The sequence below is a fragment of the Paenibacillus sp. PCH8 genome (assembly GCF_002968835.1).
Classification (GTDB): domain Bacteria; phylum Bacillota; class Bacilli; order Paenibacillales; family Paenibacillaceae; genus Paenibacillus.
In genome coordinates this window covers 2040689-2062654 of the sequence record NZ_PKQK01000001.1, presented here as the reverse complement: position 1 = coordinate 2062654, position 21966 = coordinate 2040689, and the positions used below count along the sequence as shown (strand labels likewise).

The 21966-nt window shown below is 48.7% G+C and carries 13 protein-coding genes; 2 read left to right on the top strand and 11 right to left on the bottom strand.

Annotated features, from left to right (window positions below; all coding sequences use genetic code 11):
• Positions 1-35 precede the first annotated feature (35 nt).
• From rfbC to uvrB, 9 genes are all read right to left on the bottom strand, one after another.
• Entirely contained in the window at positions 36-584 is a 549-nt protein-coding gene (gene rfbC, locus C0Q44_RS08860; RefSeq protein WP_105406932.1) for a dTDP-4-dehydrorhamnose 3,5-epimerase, read from the bottom strand.
• 183 nt (positions 585-767) lie between these two features.
• Entirely contained in the window at positions 768-1646 is an 879-nt protein-coding gene (gene galU, locus C0Q44_RS08855) for a UTP--glucose-1-phosphate uridylyltransferase GalU (protein ID WP_105406931.1), read from the bottom strand.
• A 75-nt stretch (positions 1647-1721) separates the two neighbouring features.
• Positions 1722-5492, bottom strand: coding sequence for a DEAD/DEAH box helicase (locus tag C0Q44_RS08850; protein ID WP_105406930.1), 3771 nt, complete (start codon positions 5490-5492; stop codon positions 1722-1724).
• A gap of 107 nt (positions 5493-5599) precedes the next feature.
• On the bottom strand, positions 5600-8113 hold the full coding sequence (locus C0Q44_RS08845; RefSeq protein WP_105406929.1) for a U32 family peptidase: 2514 nt from the start codon (positions 8111-8113) through the stop codon (positions 5600-5602).
• A 254-nt stretch (positions 8114-8367) separates the two neighbouring features.
• Positions 8368-10338: a stalk domain-containing protein gene (locus C0Q44_RS08840; RefSeq protein ID WP_258166220.1), complete on the bottom strand. Its 1971-nt coding sequence runs from the start codon at positions 10336-10338 to the stop codon at positions 8368-8370.
• Positions 10307-11476: a S1C family serine protease gene (locus C0Q44_RS08835; RefSeq protein WP_258166219.1), complete on the bottom strand. Its 1170-nt coding sequence runs from the start codon at positions 11474-11476 to the stop codon at positions 10307-10309. Before C0Q44_RS08835 ends, C0Q44_RS08840 begins: the two co-directional genes overlap by 32 nt.
• 271 nt (positions 11477-11747) lie before the next feature.
• Positions 11748-11960, bottom strand: a complete 213-nt coding sequence (locus tag C0Q44_RS08830) for a hypothetical protein (protein ID WP_105406927.1) — start codon at positions 11958-11960, stop codon at positions 11748-11750.
• Between the two features lie 341 nt (positions 11961-12301).
• Entirely contained in the window at positions 12302-15160 is a 2859-nt protein-coding gene (uvrA, locus tag C0Q44_RS08825; protein ID WP_105406926.1) for an excinuclease ABC subunit UvrA, read from the bottom strand.
• A 502-nt stretch (positions 15161-15662) separates the two neighbouring features.
• Entirely contained in the window at positions 15663-17654 is a 1992-nt protein-coding gene (uvrB, locus tag C0Q44_RS08820; RefSeq protein ID WP_105406925.1) for an excinuclease ABC subunit UvrB, read from the bottom strand.
• A gap of 169 nt (positions 17655-17823) precedes the next feature.
• On the opposite strand from uvrB, the gene C0Q44_RS08815 reads away from it, so the two are divergent.
• Together C0Q44_RS08815 and C0Q44_RS08810 are read left to right on the top strand one after the other, a co-directional pair.
• Entirely contained in the window at positions 17824-18621 is a 798-nt protein-coding gene (locus tag C0Q44_RS08815; RefSeq protein ID WP_105406924.1) for a flagellar motor protein, read from the top strand.
• Positions 18605-19447, top strand: a complete 843-nt coding sequence (locus C0Q44_RS08810) for a flagellar motor protein MotB (protein WP_105406923.1) — start codon at positions 18605-18607, stop codon at positions 19445-19447. Before C0Q44_RS08815 ends, C0Q44_RS08810 begins: the two co-directional genes overlap by 17 nt.
• A 150-nt stretch (positions 19448-19597) precedes the next feature.
• Here the strand turns inward: C0Q44_RS08810 and C0Q44_RS08805 are convergent, their stop codons facing one another.
• A complete protein-coding gene (locus C0Q44_RS08805) occupies positions 19598-20776 on the bottom strand; it encodes an ABC transporter permease (protein WP_105406922.1) in 1179 nt (392 codons plus the stop codon).
• A complete protein-coding gene (locus C0Q44_RS08800; RefSeq protein ID WP_105406921.1) occupies positions 20769-21965 on the bottom strand; it encodes an ABC transporter permease in 1197 nt (398 codons plus the stop codon). Before C0Q44_RS08800 ends, C0Q44_RS08805 begins: the two co-directional genes overlap by 8 nt.
• Position 21966 lies beyond the last annotated feature (1 nt).

Genomic DNA, 21966 nt, shown 5'->3' with positions numbered 1-21966 from the left:
CTTTCAGATACAGGAAGTACCTGAGAAGTCTATTGTTAATCAAAATTCAGCTCGGCAGCTTTCAATACGGGGTGCTTCTGATCCTTCGCCGATAATATAGGTTCCGTAACAGGCCAATCGATGGCGAGCGCGGGATCGTTCCACAGAACGCCACGATCATGTTCAGGAGAATAATACGCATCCACTTTATAGGTCACCTGTGTATTCGGCACCAAGGTGCAGAAACCATGAGCAAATCCTTGGGGGACAAGCAACTGGCGCTGATTATGCTCACTCAGTATGACACTTTTCCATTGTCCAAAGGTAGGCGAAGAAGCACGAACATCTACAATTACATCGTATATGGCCCCGGAGATCACTCTCACCAGTTTGGTCTGAGCTTTGGGATGAAGCTGGTAATGGAGTCCCCGCAGAACACCTGCTTCTGCCGACAAGGATTGATTGTCCTGAACAAAGACATGTTGTATTCCATTCTCGTGCAATACCTGTTCATTATAACTCTCCATAAAATATCCACGATGATCGCCATAAACCTTGGGTTCCAGTATCACTGCACCATCCATAAACAGCGGAATTAACTTCATGTCATCCCTCCGTTCTGCTGCTTTACAGCATTTATTCATATTGACTATGTATATGTAAAGTGTCGGGTATGTGTTTGTTCATTGGCCTGTATAATCCTGATATTTCATGCTCTATATAAGTAAATCAAAGCCCAGCCGCGATATCATTCATCGGCTGGGCTTCAATGGCAAGCGGAAAACTATTTATTGATCCTTTAGGACCTGTTCCAAATACTTTAGGAGATCTTTCCTCAGATCCGGGCGCTGTAATGCGTAGTGAATCGATGTCTCAATAAAGCCCAGCTTCTCACCGACATCATGACGGAGCCCCTCAAAGTGATAAGCAAGAATCTGCCGCTGTTCATTCAATCGGGACAACGCGTCAGTAAGCTGAATTTCTCCGCCCACCCCAACAGATTGTTGACCCAGAATCTCGAAGATATCCGGTGTTAAGATGTAACGCCCCATAATGGCCAAGTTAGACGGGGAGTCTTCTGTCTTCGGTTTCTCGATTAAACGCCGGGCGCGGTACACCCGATCTTCGGCGCGAGATACCAGTTCTCCGTCCACAATTCCGTATCGAGATACCTCGTTCCAATCGACAGGCTTCACGCCAACGATCGGAGATTGCAATTCATCGTAAACTTCGATCATCTGCTTCAGGCAGGGATGGTCCGCTTCCACAATGTCGTCCCCTAACAGGACAGCAAACGGTTCGTTTCCAATAAACTTGCGGGCGCACCAGATGGCGTGACCAAGTCCCTTGGGTTCCTTTTGACGGATATAATGGATATCTGCCATCTCCGAGGGTTTGCGAACTTCGTTCAGCAAGTCCCATTTCTGTTTACCCGCCAGATTCTGCTCCAGCTCAAAAGAATAGTCGAAGTGATCCTCGATGGCCCGTTTCCCTTTACCCGTTACGATAATAATATCCTCGATGCCTGAAGCTACGGCTTCTTCAATAATGTACTGGATCGTCGGCTTGTCCACGATGGGCAGCATTTCCTTCGGCATCGCCTTGGTAGCAGGCAAGAACCGGGTACCGAGACCGGCAGCTGGAATAATGGCTTTGCGAATGCGCATACGAACCCACTCCTTTTGCTAGATACATAGTTTACTTTATTTAATGATTCTGAGTGCTAGGATGCTTGGACTCCATTATACCATCAACAATTCACGAATATCCTGTTCGGATAAGGTGGTTGAGCCACCGTCCCCCGGTTCAATGACCTCGGCAATCAAGTCCTTCTTCCGCTGCTGGAGTTCCAGAATCTTCTCTTCGATCGTACCTTGGGTAACCAGACGGATGACTTGTACCACTTGTTTCTGTCCCATGCGATGAGCACGACCAATGGCCTGTTCTTCCACAGCGGGATTCCACCACAGATCATATAATATAACGGTATCTGCACCCGTTAAGTTCAGTCCAGTTCCTCCAGCTTTCAGGGAAATTAGAAACAGTTCGGCTTCACCCTCGTTAAATCTGCGGCACATCTCAACACGGTTCTGTGCTGGTGTCTGACCATCGAGATAGAATAGGTTTCTTCCTTGTGCAGTGAGCGTCTGCCGAATCAGGTTCAACATGCTTGCAAACTGGGAGAAGATGAGAATGCGTTTGCCTGCGGCCAGACAATCCTCGACGGTTTCGAGCAGCTGCTCCATTTTCCCGGAATCGCCTTGATACCCTTCGACAAAGAGGGCCGGGTGACAACATAACTGACGCAAACGGGTGATGCCAGCCAGTATTTTGATACGATTCTTCTGGAAGCCGCCGTTATCCTCCATATCTTTCGATGCTTCATCCTGCAGCTGGGAAAGGTAGGCGGCGTACAGCTTCTTCTGTTCAACTGTCAGCTCGGACCGCTGCACCGTTTCAATACGATCTGGCAATTCTTCCAGCACATCCTTCTTCAGGCGACGGAGAATAAATGGACGCACCATGCGCGAGATTCGTTCGGGAGGAAGATCACGAAATCTTCTGTAACTTGGAAACAACCCCGGGAATACGGCCTCAAAGATGGACCACAACTCATCCAGAGAGTTCTCCACAGGCGTACCTGTGAGCGCAAAACGGCGCGGGGCCTGAATCTGTTTGACTGCCTGCGCCGTCTGGGAAGACGCATTCTTGATCGCCTGGGCCTCATCCAGAATGAGCGTATGGAAGGTTCGGCCCAGATAGGTGTCCAGATCCCGGCGTAACAACGGATACGACGTCACAATCACATCTGCCTCATCCATGCCTGCCAGCATACTGGCTCGTTCTTCTTTCTGACCAGCTGCAATTAGAACTCTCAAATGCGGGGCGAACCGGGCAAACTCATTCGCCCAGTTGTACGTCAGCGAGGCGGGAGCCACGACAAGTACAGGCGGATGAGTCGTCCTCGTTTGGATCGTCAATCCATCCTGCTGCAGGGTAGACCATATGCCATCCGCATCCTCTAAAACCACATGATCCAATGGGAGCCCAGTTAAGGGATCGAAGGCAGCAGTAGACGTTGTGTTGCCCCACGAAGACGCTGACCCTGGTTCCCCTTGAATAACCTCAGCATGGTCAGCATTGTACTCAGGCTTCTCATGAAGCGATGCCGTAATGTAGGCAATGCTTTGTAACGTTTTGCCAAGTCCCATATCATCCGCCAAAATGCCGCCAAAACGGTAATAAGCGAGGGTACGTAACCACTGGTACCCGCTCGTCTGATAATCTCGCAGGATGGGTGTCAGTGCTTCAGGCAATGCAAAATCCATTCGTTCGGGATCACGCAGATCATTCAGGAAACGTTTGAGGGACCCTCCCCATTTCACATGACCCGATACTTCATCTCGGCCTGGCAATTGTAACGCCCGAACAGCAGGCAGCCGAATATGGCTGCTCTTGATATCATCCGGTCCCAGTCCAAGCGAATCAGCCATATGAGCGAAACTGTCCGCGCCTTCATTTTCAAGTGAGAGAAAGACACCACTGCGTAGACGGAAATATGGTTTCTTTTCCACAATGCGGCGCATGAGTTCCTGAAGTTCCTGCTCGTCCACACCTTCCATCTCAAATGAGATCTCCAGCCAGTCGAGCCCTTTCCCCAGATCTGCCCGGACTTTCGGAGGTGTTGGATAGGATTGCACCATAGCCTTCACGGCGTTCGGCATATAGATCTCTACCTGCTTCTCAAGCTCAGGCAGGAGATGGTACATCACATCATAGATGGCATCTTCGCGCTCACTCGCCCAGACACTCCCCTCACGTTCCAAGAAAGACCGATCGAGTCGTTCAATCAGATTTCGCTCCTTGTACCGGTCACGCACCAGAATAACCTTTTTCTCTTCCTCATCCATTAAATACTCTGCCAGTGGGTTAATCACCATTAACTCATAGTCGAACTCCAGGCGCGCTGTAATACGTTCACGATAGAAGTCGATGTACAGTTTCGGTGCAAGTTCAGGTTCCGCGATCTGTTCACGCACTTGCGAATCAATGGACAGATGTCCGAGTGTACGAAGTTCTGGCACGACATGTTGTACGAACTCATCCACCTGCTGGGACGAAATATCAATGCTTTCCTTGATTCCATACGAAGTGAGCGCCCCGCTCAAATCCTCCAGACTGCGCATCTGCATCGGTTCCAACATATGCAATTGTCCTTCCACCACAGCGGCGTCATAGGCAGGAAGAAGAATCAACTCACGGAGTCCAGAAATCTCAAGCTGATATCCCTCATTCGCTCCCTGGGCAATCCGGTAAAATAAAGGCAGTGCCCCTTCACCCAACGTGAGTGGTCCATTGGAAAATCCCGTGCCCTCCATACGGCTGTCAACCTGGAGTAGCCGTTCCAACAGCGGCTTCCATACGAGCGGAGCAATCAATATATCCCGACCATCCGAAGCTCCCAAATAACCCGATATGGATTCGCGATACGCATCTTCACTCTGTCTCATTCGAATAAGCATCGAAAGAATCGCCTGATCCTGAGGACTGAAAAAATGCATCACAGGATCATAAAAGAACAGCTTCGTGAATGACATCGGCTCGCCCTTCTCGATGCAGTTCAGGAATTGCTTCACTTTCTGCACAACATATAGACGTTTGTTACCCACCTTCAATTCAAGCGCGAGCTTCGCTCCACCCTTGTGAACCTGTACGAGCTTACATATAAACTGAATCTGCAACTCTTCCCGCAGTGAAGATCGGGTGACAGGAGGGGCGTATTTACGGTCATTGGCATGTAGCGGCCTGCGATCCTTGGCAAACATGGACAAAATCTGATCCGCAGTACGGTATGAAGGCTTGTCCGCGGAGCGGCCCCAACCCGAAGCTGAGCTTGGTCGACCTGCCTGGGCAAAGTGAACCGGCGGTTGCTCTGGAGCATCCACAGATGAACTGCCCTGTAAAAGAGAACGGGAAGATACACCGGGGTTAGTGTGATTCGGGTCACCTGAAAGATCTGAACGATTCACATACGTATCTGTATCTGTATTTTCACTTGGATCTGATTGTGTAACAGATTGCGGACGCTCCCATTCGCTTTCTTCGACTAATGTCCCCACTCTGGACTTGAACCCCGGTCCAGCATTAGAAGTGGTTTCTTTGCCAGTGGCAGGCTTGGAAGGTGGGGAGGGCTTTCCGGAAGCAGCCTTAGCGTTATGTTCCTGTTGTTCTTCCCATTGTTGTATAGCCAACATGACAGCAGCTACGTGTTTGCAATAATCATAATACCTGCCATCACCCGGACAACTGCAGCCTGCCACGATCTCACCCGACCCATCCACATCTACGGAGACCTGGTAGCGCTGCGTTCCACGTACCTGTGCTTCATAATGACGTTGATCCACACTGACCACCAGATTGGTCACCCTGCCGGATTGGTTATACGCTTCTCCTCGTTTGAATGCCGTGACCCCGCACAGCAATTTGATATCCATGATTGTGAATGGCGCCACACTTCTTCGCCTCCTAGCCTTTTTACAGAAAAAACCCCAAGAGCTCCGTAAAGCAGAGATTGGGGTTGCTTCATGCTTGTAGCCTGATGTTGTAACCTGCGATGCATTTATTTCACCAATTGACCACGTGTAACGCCCAGTTGGTTCGTTGCTTTCAGTGTTTTCCAAACTTGTGTACCCGTGATCTCGCCGCGTAGTGCACGGTTGTACAGATCAATCACTTCGCGTACTTGCTCCGGTGACTCTTCCAGGAATTCCACACGGTAACGGGATACACCCAGATCCATGAAGTTGGTCAGATACTCGGCACCTGACTGTTCTACAGCATTGTATACGGTATTACGGCAGCCTTCATCCACACGTACCGGATGGGACATGCCGATCCGGTCTTGCAGCGATGCACGTTGTTCCTCACAAGGACGTCCACAGTTCGTAAAGTCCGTTCCTTCACTCATAAACGTACAGTACACACAGTGCTCGGTATGGAACATCGGCAGATGCTGATGGATAACCACTTCCGTCTGACTTGTACGGGAATGTCCAAGCAAATCAACCATTTGCTGAATGTTCAGGTCATAGGAAGGTGTAATCCAGTCACATCCCGCTTCCAGGAACAATTCAACTGCTTTGTGATTGGCGATGTTCAATGAGAAGTCGCCGATCAGTTCAGGGTGCGTCGCATCCGGGTTCTCCATCCGGTGGCGCAGGTAGAAGTACAGTGCACCTGTATTACGTACCAGTACCGCATCCGGCTTCAGACGCAAGATATTATTATGATATCCGTTCTCTCCAGGCATGTGAATCCGCGGTGTTGCCAGCGCGATCTTGCGACCAGCGGTATGCACAGCTTCCACAGCTGCCGGGAACTGCTTGATGAATTCGAAGTCGGCGTAGATCATGCCGACCCCCGCTTCAATCGCTGCCTCGACTTGTGGCAGGCTGCGACAGAGCGCGGTCAGCTCCGCTTGACCGCGAGCAACTGGCGATGCCGGTTTCACCGAATCGCCATAGACGTTCACTGCCCGTTTCACGTAGACGGGCGGTTTAGGGCGCTCGCCCGCGAGTTGTTCGACCGCCTGACGGCGAATATTGTTCAACTCGCGCATCGGGATGATGACGTCACCGTGCAGGTTGACGTCCATTCCTTCCAGCTGGAACACGGTGCCCCCGAGGCGTCCGAATTGCTCCTCGAGCAATTCATGGGTCATCGGACGCTTCTGGGCAATGTCCAGTTCCATCTCGGAATCAATCCGGACAGTCGTGCCTTTCTGTACGTCTGTCCACCATGTGCTAAGCGGCTGCCCCGGGCTGCCGATGACTTTCACTTTGACCGGGAAGACACGGTATGGCTTCTCGGTCTCGAAGCTTTGACGCAGGCGTTTGTCCAGCGCAGGGTCATTCGTTTTCCATACTTTGTCGCCAACTTTCACACGGCGCAGATCCACATCACTGCGACCTGGCACAACATCAACGATCCAGCCCTCTTCAGCTTCGCCTTCGAGTTTCACACCTTTGCGACGCACATCGTATACACGTCCGCCCTCTTCCTTCTGCGTCGGATCTCCGGCGTCAAATACAATCCCGTCTCCACGTTTCACGGGAGCATCCAGCTTCAGAACCACACCATCGCGCAACACTTGATCTACACGACCAAGGTAGACACCGCGGCTTTTCGGGAATGTGCCATCAACCAGCTCTTTATTGTTCGTACCACTCAGGAAACCGTGCGTAAATCCACGGGAGAAGCTTTGCTGCAATTCACGAACTTCTTCCTTGCTTGGCGGCGTGTTATCTCCATCAAAATAACGATCGATCGCTTTACGATATTTGCTTACCACGTTCGCTACGTATTCCGGCGTTTTGAGACGTCCTTCGATTTTGAAAGAAGTTACACCCGCTTCGATCAGTTCAGGCATCAGGTCAATCGCTGCCAGATCCTTCGGAGACAACAGATAAGCCACATCACCCATCGGCTTGTGAACTCCGTCCACCATCAAGTCGTACGGCAGACGACATGCCTGTGCACATTCCCCACGATTGGCGGAACGTCCACCCCACATTTCAGAAGTCAGGCATTGCCCTGAGTACGATACACACAGCGCGCCGTGAACGAATACTTCCATTGGAAGCTTCGCTTGTTCTCCGATCTTCTGGATCTGCTTCAGATTGTTCTCTCGTCCCAGAACGACACGTTCCATGTCAAACGGCTTCGTAAACTCGACCGCTTCCGGTGACGTAATCGTCATCTGTGTTGAACCGTGAATTGGGAAATCCGGTGAGATCTCGCGGATCATCTTCACCAGACCCAAATCCTGAACAATTACAGCGTCCACACCTGCATCGACACATGCATCAATCAGTTCTTTGGCATCCGTCAATTCATTTTCAAAAATCAATATATTAAAGGTCAAGAAACCTTTTACGCCGTAACTGTGCAAAAACGCCATAATCTCTGGCAGCTCGTCCATACGGAAATTGTTCGCCCGTGCTCGTGCATTAAACTTTTCGACTCCGAAGAAAATGGCATCTGCGCCATTGGCTACCGCCGAACGCATACAATCCCAGTCCCCTGCGGGTGCCAGAAGTTCAACGTCTTCTCTTCGTATTGTTGCTGTTTTCATGTAGATCCTCCCCATAACCGGCTATCGCCGGATTTCATCCCTTGCTATATCTATACATTATGTCTGTATTGCCCGATATCCAAGCCTACAGTCATCTATATTCATCAGATCAGCAGTCATAACTCCTGAACTAGTATAGTGTACCACTTCTGCACCGACTCTTCTACGCTTTCCTGAAAAAACCGTTTTCCATTTTAATTTCCAGTACGACAAATAAACCGGAAGGTCTACTAACCCTCCGGCATGCAACTCTTTTATTTGATAAATGTAAATGAGTTCACTGCTTTTTCCAAAGCTGCCGCCTGAACTTCTGTCTTGTTGGCATCATTCAGACCACTTGTGATTGTATACGTCGTTCCATCCTTTGCAAACACGATCTGACGACCCGCATATGGCACACCGTTGTCCAACTCATGATACACGAAGGAAAACGCAGGTACACCGGCAAATGTCAGTTCCTCACTGCGCAGCAGCTTGAAGTTATTACGGGTCTTGGTGGCTTCGGCATAAGCCTCTCTCAGTTGACTTACGGTCATCTCGATCGACTTATCCTCGCTCGCCGCAATGGAGAACTCTCCGCCCGTGAAGGTATACACCACAGGGGAGTACTCAAATCGATCACTGTATGGCGTCCAGTACCGTGGAATATCTACACTGTAATGATACCGCTTGGACGTGCGTGTGAGTGTCTTCGTTTTGTCCGTTAAATACGGATCTTCATCCAGCTGACCGAATTGTTCGGCAACCGTATCGAAGTCAATCTCAACACTCTTCATGATCCGTTCAAACCATGCCCGATCTGCAACCTGCTCTTCAGGGAACGTGTATTCTGCATAATAGCGATAACCGTTTTTCTGCAAAAGAACATCGAATTCAGTCTGCCAGCCCCCGCCAAAGTTATATCGGAACTCATTCACCTCGGCAGTCTCCCCCGAAATCTCCATCGTATAGGAGCCTATCGGCTTGTAACTCTCCGGCGTAAATGTCTCGCGCATCCATTTATCCAGTTGGCCGCTCCACTCTTTTACCGTTGCACCCGCCTTGGCCGAAGTGACACGCAATTGTAGATAAGCACCATCCTTGGCTTCATAGATCATCTGATTGTTATCCATCGACCAGCCAGCAGGAATCTTCAATTCAATGCCATAGTCTTCGTTCCACGCGGAGCGCATGCCTTGATCTACAGTAGAAAGATCCTTGATCGTTCGATCCGACTCCGCATAGGTAGGCTGGAAGGAGTTGAGCAGCGACGCGCGTTTGCCCAGATCCTTATAATTCACTGCTTGGTAATCAGCGAGGTATACATCATATTGACGACCTTCATTGAGATATTGGCGCATCTCCCATAACATGCCGTCCGCATCTTTCACGACAATACGCGCATAAGGCGTTTTGCCTTTCGACACCGCTTCACGATCCAGTACGGTATCTCCCGATTGTTTGGCTTCCTGCACAAGCTGTTGGAGTAGATCATCTGCATCCAGAGCCACATCCTGGTCGCTGACGTACACTTCAAGATAATAACTGTTGTCCGCAGCGCCGAAAGTCATCATGCGCTCCTGCTCACCTGTCTGGAAAACCATGAGATCTGCCGGATAGTTAATGGACCAGCCGTAAAAGCTGTTGCCTATTCTTGTTTTTCCTTCGTCCAGATGAACGCCATCCTCACTGTATGCCGAATCATCGGATTGCAATAGACGAATCACCATTTCTCCAGAACTACTTGGAGCAAGACTTGCCCCAATCCCCGCAGCCACCGGACGAAGCGGAACCATGAGTACTCCATTCACCATCTTGGGAGCGGCACCCATCTCATGCTTCACACCATCTACCCAGGCAATGGAACTGCCAATCTTCAGTGTCACGGTATGTGGACCTTCCTTGATTTTGACGACATCATTTTTCTCCAGTCGGATCTCACTGCCAAATGCTTTCTTGAATACACCGACAGGCACCATCGTAACACCCTTGACCTTGTACGGTTTGGCTATGGCCTGCTTATTACCGTTGATGTAGGCATTCGTGCTACCCGATTTGATCCGCAGTTCACTCGTCGTCAGATCAGAGGCCCATACAGGCAATGCCGCACCAATGGCCAACATCCCGGTTAATACACCTGTGCTCAGCACACGTATAAATGATTTTTTCATTCCGTTCTTTCGTCCTCTCTCCATCCGGGTTGATCGCCGGGCTTTATTGTTCTTCATCTGCAAAGAATGATTCATCTTCCTCGTCCTGGATGTCTGCGCGATCAGCAAGCACCAATGTACGGGTGACGATATCACCCTCCGTCTGCATCAACAATTTCACCTTTTGTCCTGGCAGATATGTTTTGAGCAACTCATTGATATCCACGACAGAAGAAACCCGCGTGCCCGCCACACTGTAGATGGCATCGCCCTCTTTGATTTTGGCTTTCTTCGCTTCAGGAGATAGTACCCCCGTGATCGTTAATGGATCATCTGTGGGCAGACCCACAATCGCGGACCAGCTTTCTTCCAGCTGTAACCCCAGACTTGCACGCTTTATTTTGCCATATTTAAAAAACTGATTGATGATATATTGTACGGTATCCACCGGAATCGAAAATCCCAAACTTTCTACGCCTACCGCAGAAAATTTCATGGAGTTAATACCGACCACTTCACCTTTCAGGTTAACCAGTGGTCCTCCGCTATTGCCTGGATTAATGGCCGTGTCGGTCTGAATCAGGCGATAGGTCGCCTCAACCCCACGATTCAAGCCGCTGATCACCCCAACCGTTGCCGAGTTGCGCAAGGAAAAGGAAATCGGTGTCCCTATGGCGATAACGGTCTCTCCTACAGAAGGCTGCACCGTTTTGGCGAAATTCACCGGTTTGAGCGACTTGGCATTGATTTTGATCAGCGCCAGATCACTTAGTGGATCACTGTAGGTTTTCGTAATGTTATATGTATTGCCATCCGTCGTTACGACCACCGGATTCATTAATCCGTCGATCACATGAGCATTCGTCACGATCCAGCCATTGGACCGAATAATAACACCTGTACCATGTGCAAGATTATAGCGGTCGTCTGATGTTTCACCTTCCTGCACTTCGGCAGATTTCCCAATAATGCCTACGACCGAAGGCGATACCTTTTCGATCACTTGAGGAATGGCTTGACTTCCTTTGTATGTGTACGTTCCAGATTTGGCATCATATTGCCCACTGCCACCGATAGCCTTGACCAGATCCTTTGTGTTCACATAGACTTGTCCGTCTATGACTTTGGCCTGCATTCCTGCCTTGGACTCCGCCGCTCCTACCGTTGACGCAACACTGATCGAGAGTACAGCAGCCATTAGCATGGCTATTCCCTTTTTACCCAACACTCTCATACTTTCACCTGACCCTCTCTATATATCCTTCTTGCACGACTAGACATCGAATTCATTGCTGAATCTATTCTCTCTCTCATCTGCAATACCAGTATCCCTCAATGTAACATACAAATTCTGGCTATACAATTGTTTTCAATTCATATTTTCATAGAAAAGCTAGTATTCTGTTGCATCCTTCAATACGGATAAAAAAAACACTCTCCATAACTTCTCTGGAAAGTGTTTGTCTGTGCCTCATATACATGTACCATTCATCTCAGTAGCATTCCTACTGACCAAACCAACCGGTTACCATCGCATAGTCTGTCATCAGAAATACAAGTAGGCTGACGACTGCAAATCCGATTGCAAACAGATTCTTCTTCGGTGCCCTAAGCAGGCGAACGACTCCGATGAAGATCAGGATTGTAAATAAAATGACAAAAATATCAAATGCATTAAAATTCGATGTACTCGCCGTGGCAGCTTCTGCAAACAGCATGGATAGACAGACCTCCTTACCATAGTTGAACAGCTAACGCATACCCTAATATCTTCCTCTATGTTATCTGTACCCTGCTTGTAATGCAAGCCCTATCATCCAGAAAAATGAAAAAAATCCAGTTTGGATGAATATTCCTGCAACGCTTGCACGGATGCATATGTAAACACTTTCAAGATATCCCCTTAACCACAAGGATTTATTGTGTCTAACCCCACAAATAATACCCTTCTTCTCGGAAGCAGAGAACAAACATCAGACCGAAATCCAATATCTCATACTTCTCGAAAAGAAGGGCTAGTACTATCGTTTCTTATTCTGTAACTCTTGCCTGGAGAACCTCAGTCCACCAATTGCAGCGCCTTGCTCCGCTCGGTATCCCGTTCCAACACCGGCTTCAAGTACTTGCCTGTATAGGATGCTTCCACTTTAATAATATCCTCGGGTGTTCCGATTGCAACAATGGTTCCTCCACCATTGCCCCCTTCCGGACCCAGATCAATAACATAATCTGCGGTTTTGATCACATCCAGATTATGTTCAATGACCAATACGGATTCTCCGGAATCTACGAGACGGTGTAATACGTTCAGCAAACGGTCAATGTCATCCACGTGCAATCCGGTTGTAGGTTCATCCAGAATGTAGATGGTTTTTCCGGTACTGCGACGATACAGCTCAGAAGCAAGCTTCACACGCTGGGCTTCACCACCAGACAATGTGGTTGCAGGCTGTCCCAGGTTAATATAACCCAGACCCACATCCATTAACGTCTGCATTTTGCGATGGATCTTCGGAATGTTCTCGAAGAAATGTGTTGCATCCTCAACCGTCATTTCCAACACATCTGAAATGTTTCTGTTTTTATATTTCACTTCAAGCGTTTCCCGGTTGTAACGTTTGCCTTTGCAGACTTCACAAGGCACATAGACATCCGGTAAGAAGTGCATCTCAATCTTGATAATGCCATCTCCACGGCAGGCTTCACAACGTCCGCCTTTGATATTGAAGCTGAAACGGCCTTTTTTGTATCCACGCACTTTAGCTTCGTTCGTCTGGGCAAACAGATCCCGGATGTCATCAAAGACACCGGTGTACGTAGCCGGGTTGGAACGTGGTGTGCGTCCGATTGGCGATTGGTCGATATCGATAACTTTATCAATATGTTCCAGACCCCGAATCTCCTTATGCTGGCCAGGACGTACACGGGCACGGTTCAGATCACGTGCCAGTGTTTTGTACAATATCTCATTGATCAACGTTGATTTACCTGAACCGGACACACCCGTGACTGCGGTAAATACACCCACCGGAATCTTCACATTCAGATTCTTCAGGTTATTTTCTTTGGCTCCACGTACTTCCAACCAGCGATCTCCTACACTGCGGCGCTCTGAGCGGATCGGAATGAACTTGCGCCCACTCAGATACTGACCAGTTAAGGAGTTCTCATCGTTCATGATCTCTTCCGGTGTACCCTGTGACATGATGGTACCTCCGTGGATACCTGCACCCGGACCAATATCAATAATATAATCGGCAGCCATCATCGTATCCTCATCATGTTCAACCACGATCAAGGTGTTACCAATATCCCGCATATGCGCAAGGGTGGAGATGAGACGGTCATTATCCCGTTGATGCAGACCGATACTTGGCTCATCCAGAATATACAGTACGCCCATCAGGCTGGAACCAATCTGTGTTGCCAGCCTGATCCGTTGGGCCTCCCCACCAGACAATGTTCCAGCGGCACGGCTCAACGTAAGGTAATCCAGACCTACATTCACCAGGAAGCCGAGACGGCTGTTGATTTCTTTCAAAATCAGTTTGGCAATCGTCTGCTCTTTCTCCGACAATTCCAACGAGTCGAAGAATCGGCCCGCTTCGCCAATAGACAAACTAGTCACGTAAGCCATGTTGTGATCATTGATCGTAACCGCGAGACTCTCGCGTTTCAGACGCTGACCTTTGCATGTGCCACAAGGCTTCGCACTCATGTAACCTTCAATGAATTCACGAATACCTTCAGAAGCGGTATCCCGATAACGACGCTCCAGATTATTCACGATACCTTCAAAGGTAACCAGTGCTTCCTTGCGTTGTCCAAAATCGTTCTCATACCGGAAACGGATTTTCTCCGTACCTGTACCCTGTAACAACTTGTTCATCTGTTCAGCTGGCAGGTCTTCGACAGGCATATTCTGCGGAATGTTGAAGTGTTCACATACTGATTTCAGGAATTGCGGATAATAGGTAGATGTTCCACCTGTCCAAGCATCAAAAGCACCGTCTTCAATCGTCTTGCTGCGATCCGGTACGAGCAGTTCAGGGTCAACGATCATTTTGACACCCAAACCGTCACAATCCGGGCAAGCTCCGAAAGGACTGTTGAAGGAGAACATCCGCGGCGCAAGCTCTTCAATACTGAATCCGCAGACCGGGCAGGCAAAATTGGAACTGAAGCGCAGCTCTTCTTCACCCATAATATCCACTAGCAGTTGTCCTCCGGACAGATTAAGTGCAGTCTCAATGGAGTCGGCCAGGCGAGCCTGAACGTCATCCTTCACAACGATCCGGTCAACCACGACTTCGATCGTATGTTTCTTGTTTTTCTCCAATTGGATATCTTCGGACAGGTCACGTAATTCTCCGTTCACGCGTACGCGGACAAACCCTTGCTTGGACACATCGGCAAATACACTCTTATGCTCGCCCTTTCGGCCCGAGATAATGGGCGCCAAAATCTGGAGTCGGGTACGCTCCGGGTATTGCATAATCCGGTCAACCATCTGTTCAACGGTCTGGGAACTGATCTCTACGCCATGGTCTGGACAATGCGGATGACCCACACGTGCAAATAATAGACGCAAGTAATCATAGATTTCGGTTACGGTTCCGACTGTGGAACGTGGGTTACGGCTTGTTGTTTTCTGATCTATTGAAATGGCAGGGGACAATCCTTCGATGGAATCAACATCCGGTTTCTCCATCTGTCCCAGAAACTGCCGTGCATAGGCTGACAATGATTCTACATAACGTCGCTGTCCTTCGGCATAGATGGTGTCAAAAGCCAGCGAGGACTTACCTGAGCCACTCAGACCGGTCAATACGACAAAGCGGTCACGCGGGATGGTAATATCAATATTTTTCAGGTTATGCGCTCGTGCGCCTTTGATGACAATGTTGTCGCTCGCCAATGGGATTCATCCTCTCAATGTTTTAATCCAACCTTTTGGAAAGGCCTTTCGATCCCTCCCAAACCCTCCCTTCCAAGGGAGGGCCCCATAGGGCGCAGCCCTCTGGACACCCGAAACAAGCGGTGCAGTGGTGAAGGGTCGGGTCTTGCTATGTGAAGGGTTGTCGTGTGCCCGCGGTTTCCCATAAGGTTCCGGCCTATTGCCAGAACCTTATGGGACCGCTCTACTGCGAGGTGGCGCTCGCGGCTTCGCCTTGTTCGCGACAAGGTCGCCATTGCCTTCGGCTCGGCTCCCAGGGGACACGACTCCCAAATGCTTTTCTATAAATCTTTTAACCAATTTCAACTTTTCTACCAGTATAGACCTGAATTCAGGTTTTCAACATCTCTTATTATCGGTAGATATGGCTGATTTCCTTACTCAACAAGAGAACGGCCCATCGGCCGTTCTCTTGTTACAGATCTCTTGTATCTTTGATCAAAATATATTCATTAGCTGTGTCTTATTCAGCGCGAAGTTCCAACAACGCATCGCGAAGCTCGGCTGCACGCTCAAACTGCAAGTTTTTGGCTGCATCTTTCATCTCTACCTCCAGACGCTGGATAAGCGCCTGGCGATCCTTCTTCGACATCTTCTCGGCAGCGCCTGTGAGATAGTCTTTTTTGGATTCGGCAACTTTGGTTGCCTCAATCACATCACGCACTTTTTTGCGAATCGTCTGTGGTGTAATTCCATGTTTCTCGTTGTATGCGATCTGAATTGCACGACGGCGATCTGTTTCCTTTATCGCCTTATCCATGGAATCAGTCACTTTGTCACCGTATAGAATAACGCGACCCTCACTGTTCCGTGCCGCCCGGCCAATCGTTTGGATCAGTGAGCGTTCGGAACGAAGGAATCCTTCCTTATCGGCATCCAAAATAGCTACCAGAGATACTTCGGGTAGATCCAGACCTTCCCGGAGTAAGTTGATTCCGATAAGGACATGGAAAACGCCCAGCCTTAAATCACGTAATATCGCCATACGTTCCAAGGTCTTGATCTCGGAATGCAGGTACCTTACCTTGATTCCGACTTCCTTCAGGTAATCCGTCAGATCCTCGGACATCTTCTTCGTTAACGTTGTGATCAATACACGCTCGTCTTTGGCTACCCGGTCATTAATCTCACCAATCATGTCATCGATCTGTCCCTTCGTTGGACGCAGTTCAATGATAGGATCAAGCAGACCCGTTGGGCGGATAATCTGTTGTACCATTGTATCGGTGTGTTCAATCTCATAAGGACCTGGCGTTGCCGATACATAGATAATCTGATCCATTTTGCCTTCGAATTCTTCGAATCGGAGTGGGCGGTTATCCAGCGCAGACGGCAGTCGGAAACCATGTTCGACCAATACGGTCTTCCGCGCCTGGTCACCGTTGTACATCGCACGGATCTGTGGCAAGGTCACATGAGACTCATCGACCACAATCAACATATCATCCGGGAAATAATCCATCAGAGTGTATGGCGTATCCCCACGTTCACGGAAAGTCAGCGGGCCGGAATAGTTCTCAATCCCCGAACAGAATCCGACTTCCTTCATCATTTCGATATCGTAACGTGTACGCTGCTCCAGTCGCTGAGCCTCCAGCAATTTTCCCTGTTCATGCAACACTTTAAGACGTTCTTCCAGTTCACGCTCAATGTTCACCAGCGCTACCTTCATCGTCTCTTCTTGTGTTACGAAGTGAGACGCCGGGAAAATGGCAATATGTTCACGTTCGCCAACCAGTTCTCCGGTTAACACGTCAATCTCCGTGATTTTCTCAATCTCATCACCAAACAGTTCAACCCGAATCGCATGTTCGCCCTTGGAAGCAGGGAAAATCTCTACGACATCCCCACGGACACGGAAAGTACCCCGCACAAAGTTAATGTCATTCCGCTGATACTGAATCTCTACCAATCGGGACAAAATCTGATTACGCGGTTTCTCCATTCCTACCCGAAGTGACAGCAGCATGCTCGAATACGAATGTGGTGAACCCAAACCATAAATGCAGGACACACTCGCAACAATGATGACATCCCTACGCTCAAACAATGAACTTGTCGCCGCATGACGCAGTTTGTCGATCTCTTCATTGATACTTGAATCCTTCTCGATATACGTATCGGAGGACGGGATATATGCTTCTGGCTGGAAATAATCGTAATAACTTACGAAGTACTCCACCATGTTATTAGGAAAGAAGTCTTTGAACTCACTTGCAAGTTGTGCTGCCAGCGTCTTATTGTGGGCAATAATCAGCGTTGGACGTTGCAGCTGGGCAATCGTCTGGGCAATCGTGAATGTCTTACCCGTACCCGTTGCACCCAACAATGTCTGATATCTCTTCCCCTCCTGAACACCCTTCACCAATTCTATAATGGCTGCAGGCTGATCTCCTTGGGGAGAAAACTCTGACTCGATTTCGAACGTTTTGTCGCTCATTATAATATCGCTCATTGCCGTATCTCACCCTATCGTCTAAAATAATAGTCACTATATATTGTCGAAGTTCCCCGAATTTTCATATGGGAAAACTTATAGGAATAGGAATATTTGTTCCCGTTCAATTATACCTTGTTCGTATTTGTGATGCAAACGTGAAATGAAGATAGGAGTGGGTTAATTTATGGATATTGCGACACTTATCGGTATTATTGCCGGAATTGCCGCAGTCATCGGCGGTTTCTTGTGGGAAGGCGGTCAATTGTCCGGCCTTATGCAAGAAGCAGCTGCTTTAATTGTATTCGGTGGAACGATTGCTGCTGTTGTTGCCAGTTTCCCTGCGCATCGCCTGCGTACGATTCCGGCTGCCTTGCGTATGGCTTTTGGACGCACCAATAACGACACAGGCTTGTGGGTTAAAGAATTGGTCGAGATGTCTTCGATCGCGCGCCGATCGGGTGTGCTTGCACTGGAACGCAAAGTGATGGATTACCCGCATCCATTTCTGCAAGACGGTATTCAGATGGTTGTCGATGGTACCGATCAGGATGTAGTTCGCCAGATCCTGGAGATGGAGATTGACTCTGTTGAACAAAAACATGAGGGATATGCCAAAATATTCGAATCTGCTGGTGGTTATGCCCCAACCATGGGAATCATCGGAACCGTAATGGGACTCATTCAGGTCCTCGGTAGCTTGACCGATCCAACCGGACTCGGACCTGCGATTGCTGTTGCCTTTACTGCGACCCTGTATGGGGTTGCCAGTGCCAACCTTATCTTTTTGCCCATTGCATCCAAGATTAAATCCCGAGGTGCTGACGAAGTTCAGACCATGGAAATGCTTCTTGAAGGTGTACTTGCTATCCAGAACGGTGAGAACCCCCAGCTTGTTCGCAAAAGACTGGAGTCCTTCACCCTCACACATCGTGGGCATATACGCCCCCTAGCAAAGGAGGGATTGGATGAGTCGGCGCAATAAACGGCGCGGAAATCGTGAAACTGTCGATCCTCGGGATCGCTGGATGATTACGTATGCCGATCTCATTACCCTACTCTTGATCTTTTTTGTCATCATGTACGCCATGAGCAATCTGGATTCCGGTAAATATGACGTCGTTACTCAATCATTACAAAATACATTCAACGCATCCGACTCCATACTCGAACTGGGTGAAGGCCTCGGGGAGTCGCCTGGACAGACCATCACCGAGACACCCCCCTCCGAGATTCAGGGGGAGGACCCTGCTGATGGTGAAGGACCCTCTTCCGGTTCCGGGACAGCAACGCCAGATGAGGACAACAAGCCTCTCACGGAACGGGAAGAACAATTCAGATCACAGGAGCAGGAATTGCAAAATCTGTTCAATGTGATTACCCAATATATTGAGGATAATAAACTGGATAACCAGATTTTTGTAACGGATAAGCCACAAGGCATCTCTATAACACTGAGCGATCTCTTTCTGTTTGACCAGGGACAGGCTGCCCTGAAAGACGGTGCAGAACCCACGCTGAGCAAGCTCGCCAGCCTGTTCCGTGATCTGAATACGGTGGTTAGTATTGAGGGTCACACCGATAATATTCCTGTAGGCGCTAACTCCGCCTATGACGACAACTGGCAACTTTCAGGCGAACGTGCCTTATCTGTACTTCGGTTTTTTCTTGATCAGGAGAAATTGGACCCTGACGATTTTCAATACGCAGGATACGCAGATACCCGACCAACGGGTGACAACTCCACAGTAGCTGGAAGACAAAAGAACCGTCGGGTGGAAATTACCGTACTGCGTCAACTCCAACCTTAAACTTCAACATTTCACAATAGGCATCATATTAATCAATATGCAGAATCGCGCCATAAAAAAGCACGTTCTACTGGACTGAATCCAGCAGACGTGCTTTTTTTGATTTTCATTTTATGTAGGCTACATTCTTTCAAATTAACCCCTTATATATTATGCATCTACCCCTGGCTGACTCGGACGCAGAATCGCAGAACCCACGGTGAGCAGAATGGCAGCCATCCCACACAAAATCAGGAGCGGGATACGGATATCCCACAATGTGCCACCGGCAGATATCGTCTCCACCGCCTGAATGGTCCATTTCTGCGGAACAAAGTTGGCCAGCTTCTGCATATAGTCAGGCATGAACGAGATCGGCCAGAAACAACCACCTATCATACAGGTTGGCATAATGACAAGTGAATTCAGCATATTGGCATTGTTGGGATTACGGATTAAACCTGCCACGGTACTTGCGATCCCCATGGAGACCAGCATGAATGCGGCCAAGATGATGAAATGAATGCCAAAAGGAATACCGGCATCATAATGCAGCAGCCACCTGCTGACTCCCAAAACCATCACAATCTGAATCATGCCAATGACAAAGCTGCCGAGGAAGTTACCAAGCGCAATCTCATATGCACGGACGGGTGCCGTATATACTCTGGCCATCGTACGTTTCCTGCGATCTTCCATTATCACAGCCACTGCACTGGTCAGCAGCCCCATCATAAACATAATCGTAAATCCAGTCACATTGTTCAGGCCTGGCTTGGGATAGATCTGCAGATCGGTAACTTCACCGGCAACCTGATGTTTTCCTATCTCCTGTAAAAGCTGTTCAAATGGCTTCTGTGTACTCGATAGTATATCCGTCTCACTTGAGACAGGACCTGCCGCCACCTTAACAGCTGAAGCAGATTGTAACAATCCGCTCGTCAAACCTTCAACTGCTGCTCGTAGGGTATAGGAACTTTCACTTATACGCAGTTCCACCAATTGAATTTCGGTTGGCTTTCCTTGTAACAGATCCTCCGTATAATGTGCCGGAATGATGATGCCAGAACTTCCTTTTTGCTGAGCGATAGCTTCCTTCACTTCTGCTTGGTTGTTCATCGGCTTGAGCAGATACTCCTCTTTGTCAGCAAGTTCATGAATCATCCATGTCCCTGCCACCCCTCCATCCTCATTGAGATAGGGAATAACAGTACGTGCTCTCTGCTCGCTTCCAAAAAGAGCCACCGCTCCTATAACCACCAGGCAAGGCAGAAGTAGAAACGTAATGAAGCCCATTTTACGGCCAAGTGTACGTCTAATCATCAACCAGGCGATGTGTAGACTATTCATATCGGTATCCTGCCTTTCTATAGATCATTCCTGAGATGAACAGTAATACAGCGCATACCACGACTAACATTAGAATGTTATACACAATCTCTGCTACAGGTGCATCCAGCATCATTCTCAGAAAACTTTGGAGCGCCCAGTGGTTAACCGTAAATTGGCTAAGCCGTTGTACAAAATCAATCGGAATGGGCATGAACCCACCGCTGATGAATGTCATGGCAACGATGATACCTTGTAAGGTTGCGCTGGCCGATGCCTTGCTTTTGCATACCAATGCCACGATCACGCCAAGAGTCATGGATGCCAATGTGATGCATACACAAGTCAGCACAATATACCAAGGATGGGTTCCCCAATCCACACCGTAGAGCCAATATGTCATAAGGATAATCGTTGTTGCTTGTAAGAAAGCGAGCAGACTATTGCCTGCAATTTTGCCAGCGAAAATAACTCCATTACCTATCGGCGCAGCCTGAAGGCGAATTAACGTTTTGTTATCACGCTCTCCAAAAAGGCTGGTACTGGTTGTCATGCCCGAGTACAACATGAACATCGCCAGCATGGAAGCTGCATAGTATTGGGAGGCACTATACGCCGTACCTGTCTTACCGGGATTAGTGACAGCAATCGAGGTTGAATTCGCCGTACCAGACTCCGAATAAGAGGTCATAGCAGCAATCACTTCCGGACCGAGCACTTTGGTAATCGCCATCTGTCGGTTCCATTCATCCGTAAAACGTGTGAACAAAGTTTCACCCAAGGTATTAAGTGTGTTGTCCTTTCCTCGTATCCACTGTAACCTGGCCTCTTTCCCCATCATCACGTTTTGCTCAAAATCCGAAGGAATCATTACAGCAAAGTCCAGCTTGCCGGTACGCAGCGAATGAACGGCCTCTTCTTCTGTCGTAAAGTTCTGCACCTTGACCATCTCAGCTACTTCCGGGGATTTAACGAATGTATCCAGCGCTTGATTAACCGTACTTGATCCTCCACCAGATTCAGTGCTCAAATGGATGATTCCCACACGTACAGTATCCGGAATAACATCATCCGCCGTACCCATCGTACTGGAAAGTGCCGTGCCCAATATAAAAATCAGTAACAACGGCAAAATAAACAGGTTTAACACCACAGATCGAATCTTCAGAATACGCCTTAATTCAAAGATGCAAATATGCCATATATTCATC

Excerpts from the sequence above, each read along its gene's own strand:
- rfbC (WP_105406932.1), bottom strand. The coding sequence starts at position 584 with ATGAAGTTAATTCCGCTGTTTATGGATGGTGCAGTGATACTGGAACCC.
- galU (WP_105406931.1), bottom strand. The coding sequence starts at position 1,646 with ATGCGCATTCGCAAAGCCATTATTCCAGCTGCCGGTCTCGGTACCCGG.
- C0Q44_RS08845 (WP_105406929.1), bottom strand. The coding sequence starts at position 8,113 with ATGAAAACAGCAACAATACGAAGAGAAGACGTTGAACTTCTGGCACCC.
- C0Q44_RS08840 (WP_258166220.1), bottom strand. The coding sequence starts at position 10,338 with ATGAATCATTCTTTGCAGATGAAGAACAATAAAGCCCGGCGATCAACC.
- C0Q44_RS08835 (WP_258166219.1), bottom strand. The coding sequence starts at position 11,476 with ATGAGAGTGTTGGGTAAAAAGGGAATAGCCATGCTAATGGCTGCTGTA.
- C0Q44_RS08830 (WP_105406927.1), bottom strand. The coding sequence starts at position 11,960 with ATGCTGTTTGCAGAAGCTGCCACGGCGAGTACATCGAATTTTAATGCA.
- uvrB (WP_105406925.1), bottom strand. The coding sequence starts at position 17,654 with ATGAGCGATATTATAATGAGCGACAAAACGTTCGAAATCGAGTCAGAG.
- C0Q44_RS08815 (WP_105406924.1), top strand. The coding sequence starts at position 17,824 with ATGGATATTGCGACACTTATCGGTATTATTGCCGGAATTGCCGCAGTC.
- C0Q44_RS08810 (WP_105406923.1), top strand. The coding sequence starts at position 18,605 with ATGAGTCGGCGCAATAAACGGCGCGGAAATCGTGAAACTGTCGATCCT.
- C0Q44_RS08805 (WP_105406922.1), bottom strand. The coding sequence starts at position 20,776 with ATGAATAGTCTACACATCGCCTGGTTGATGATTAGACGTACACTTGGC.
- C0Q44_RS08800 (WP_105406921.1), bottom strand. The coding sequence starts at position 21,965 with ATGAATATATGGCATATTTGCATCTTTGAATTAAGGCGTATTCTGAAG.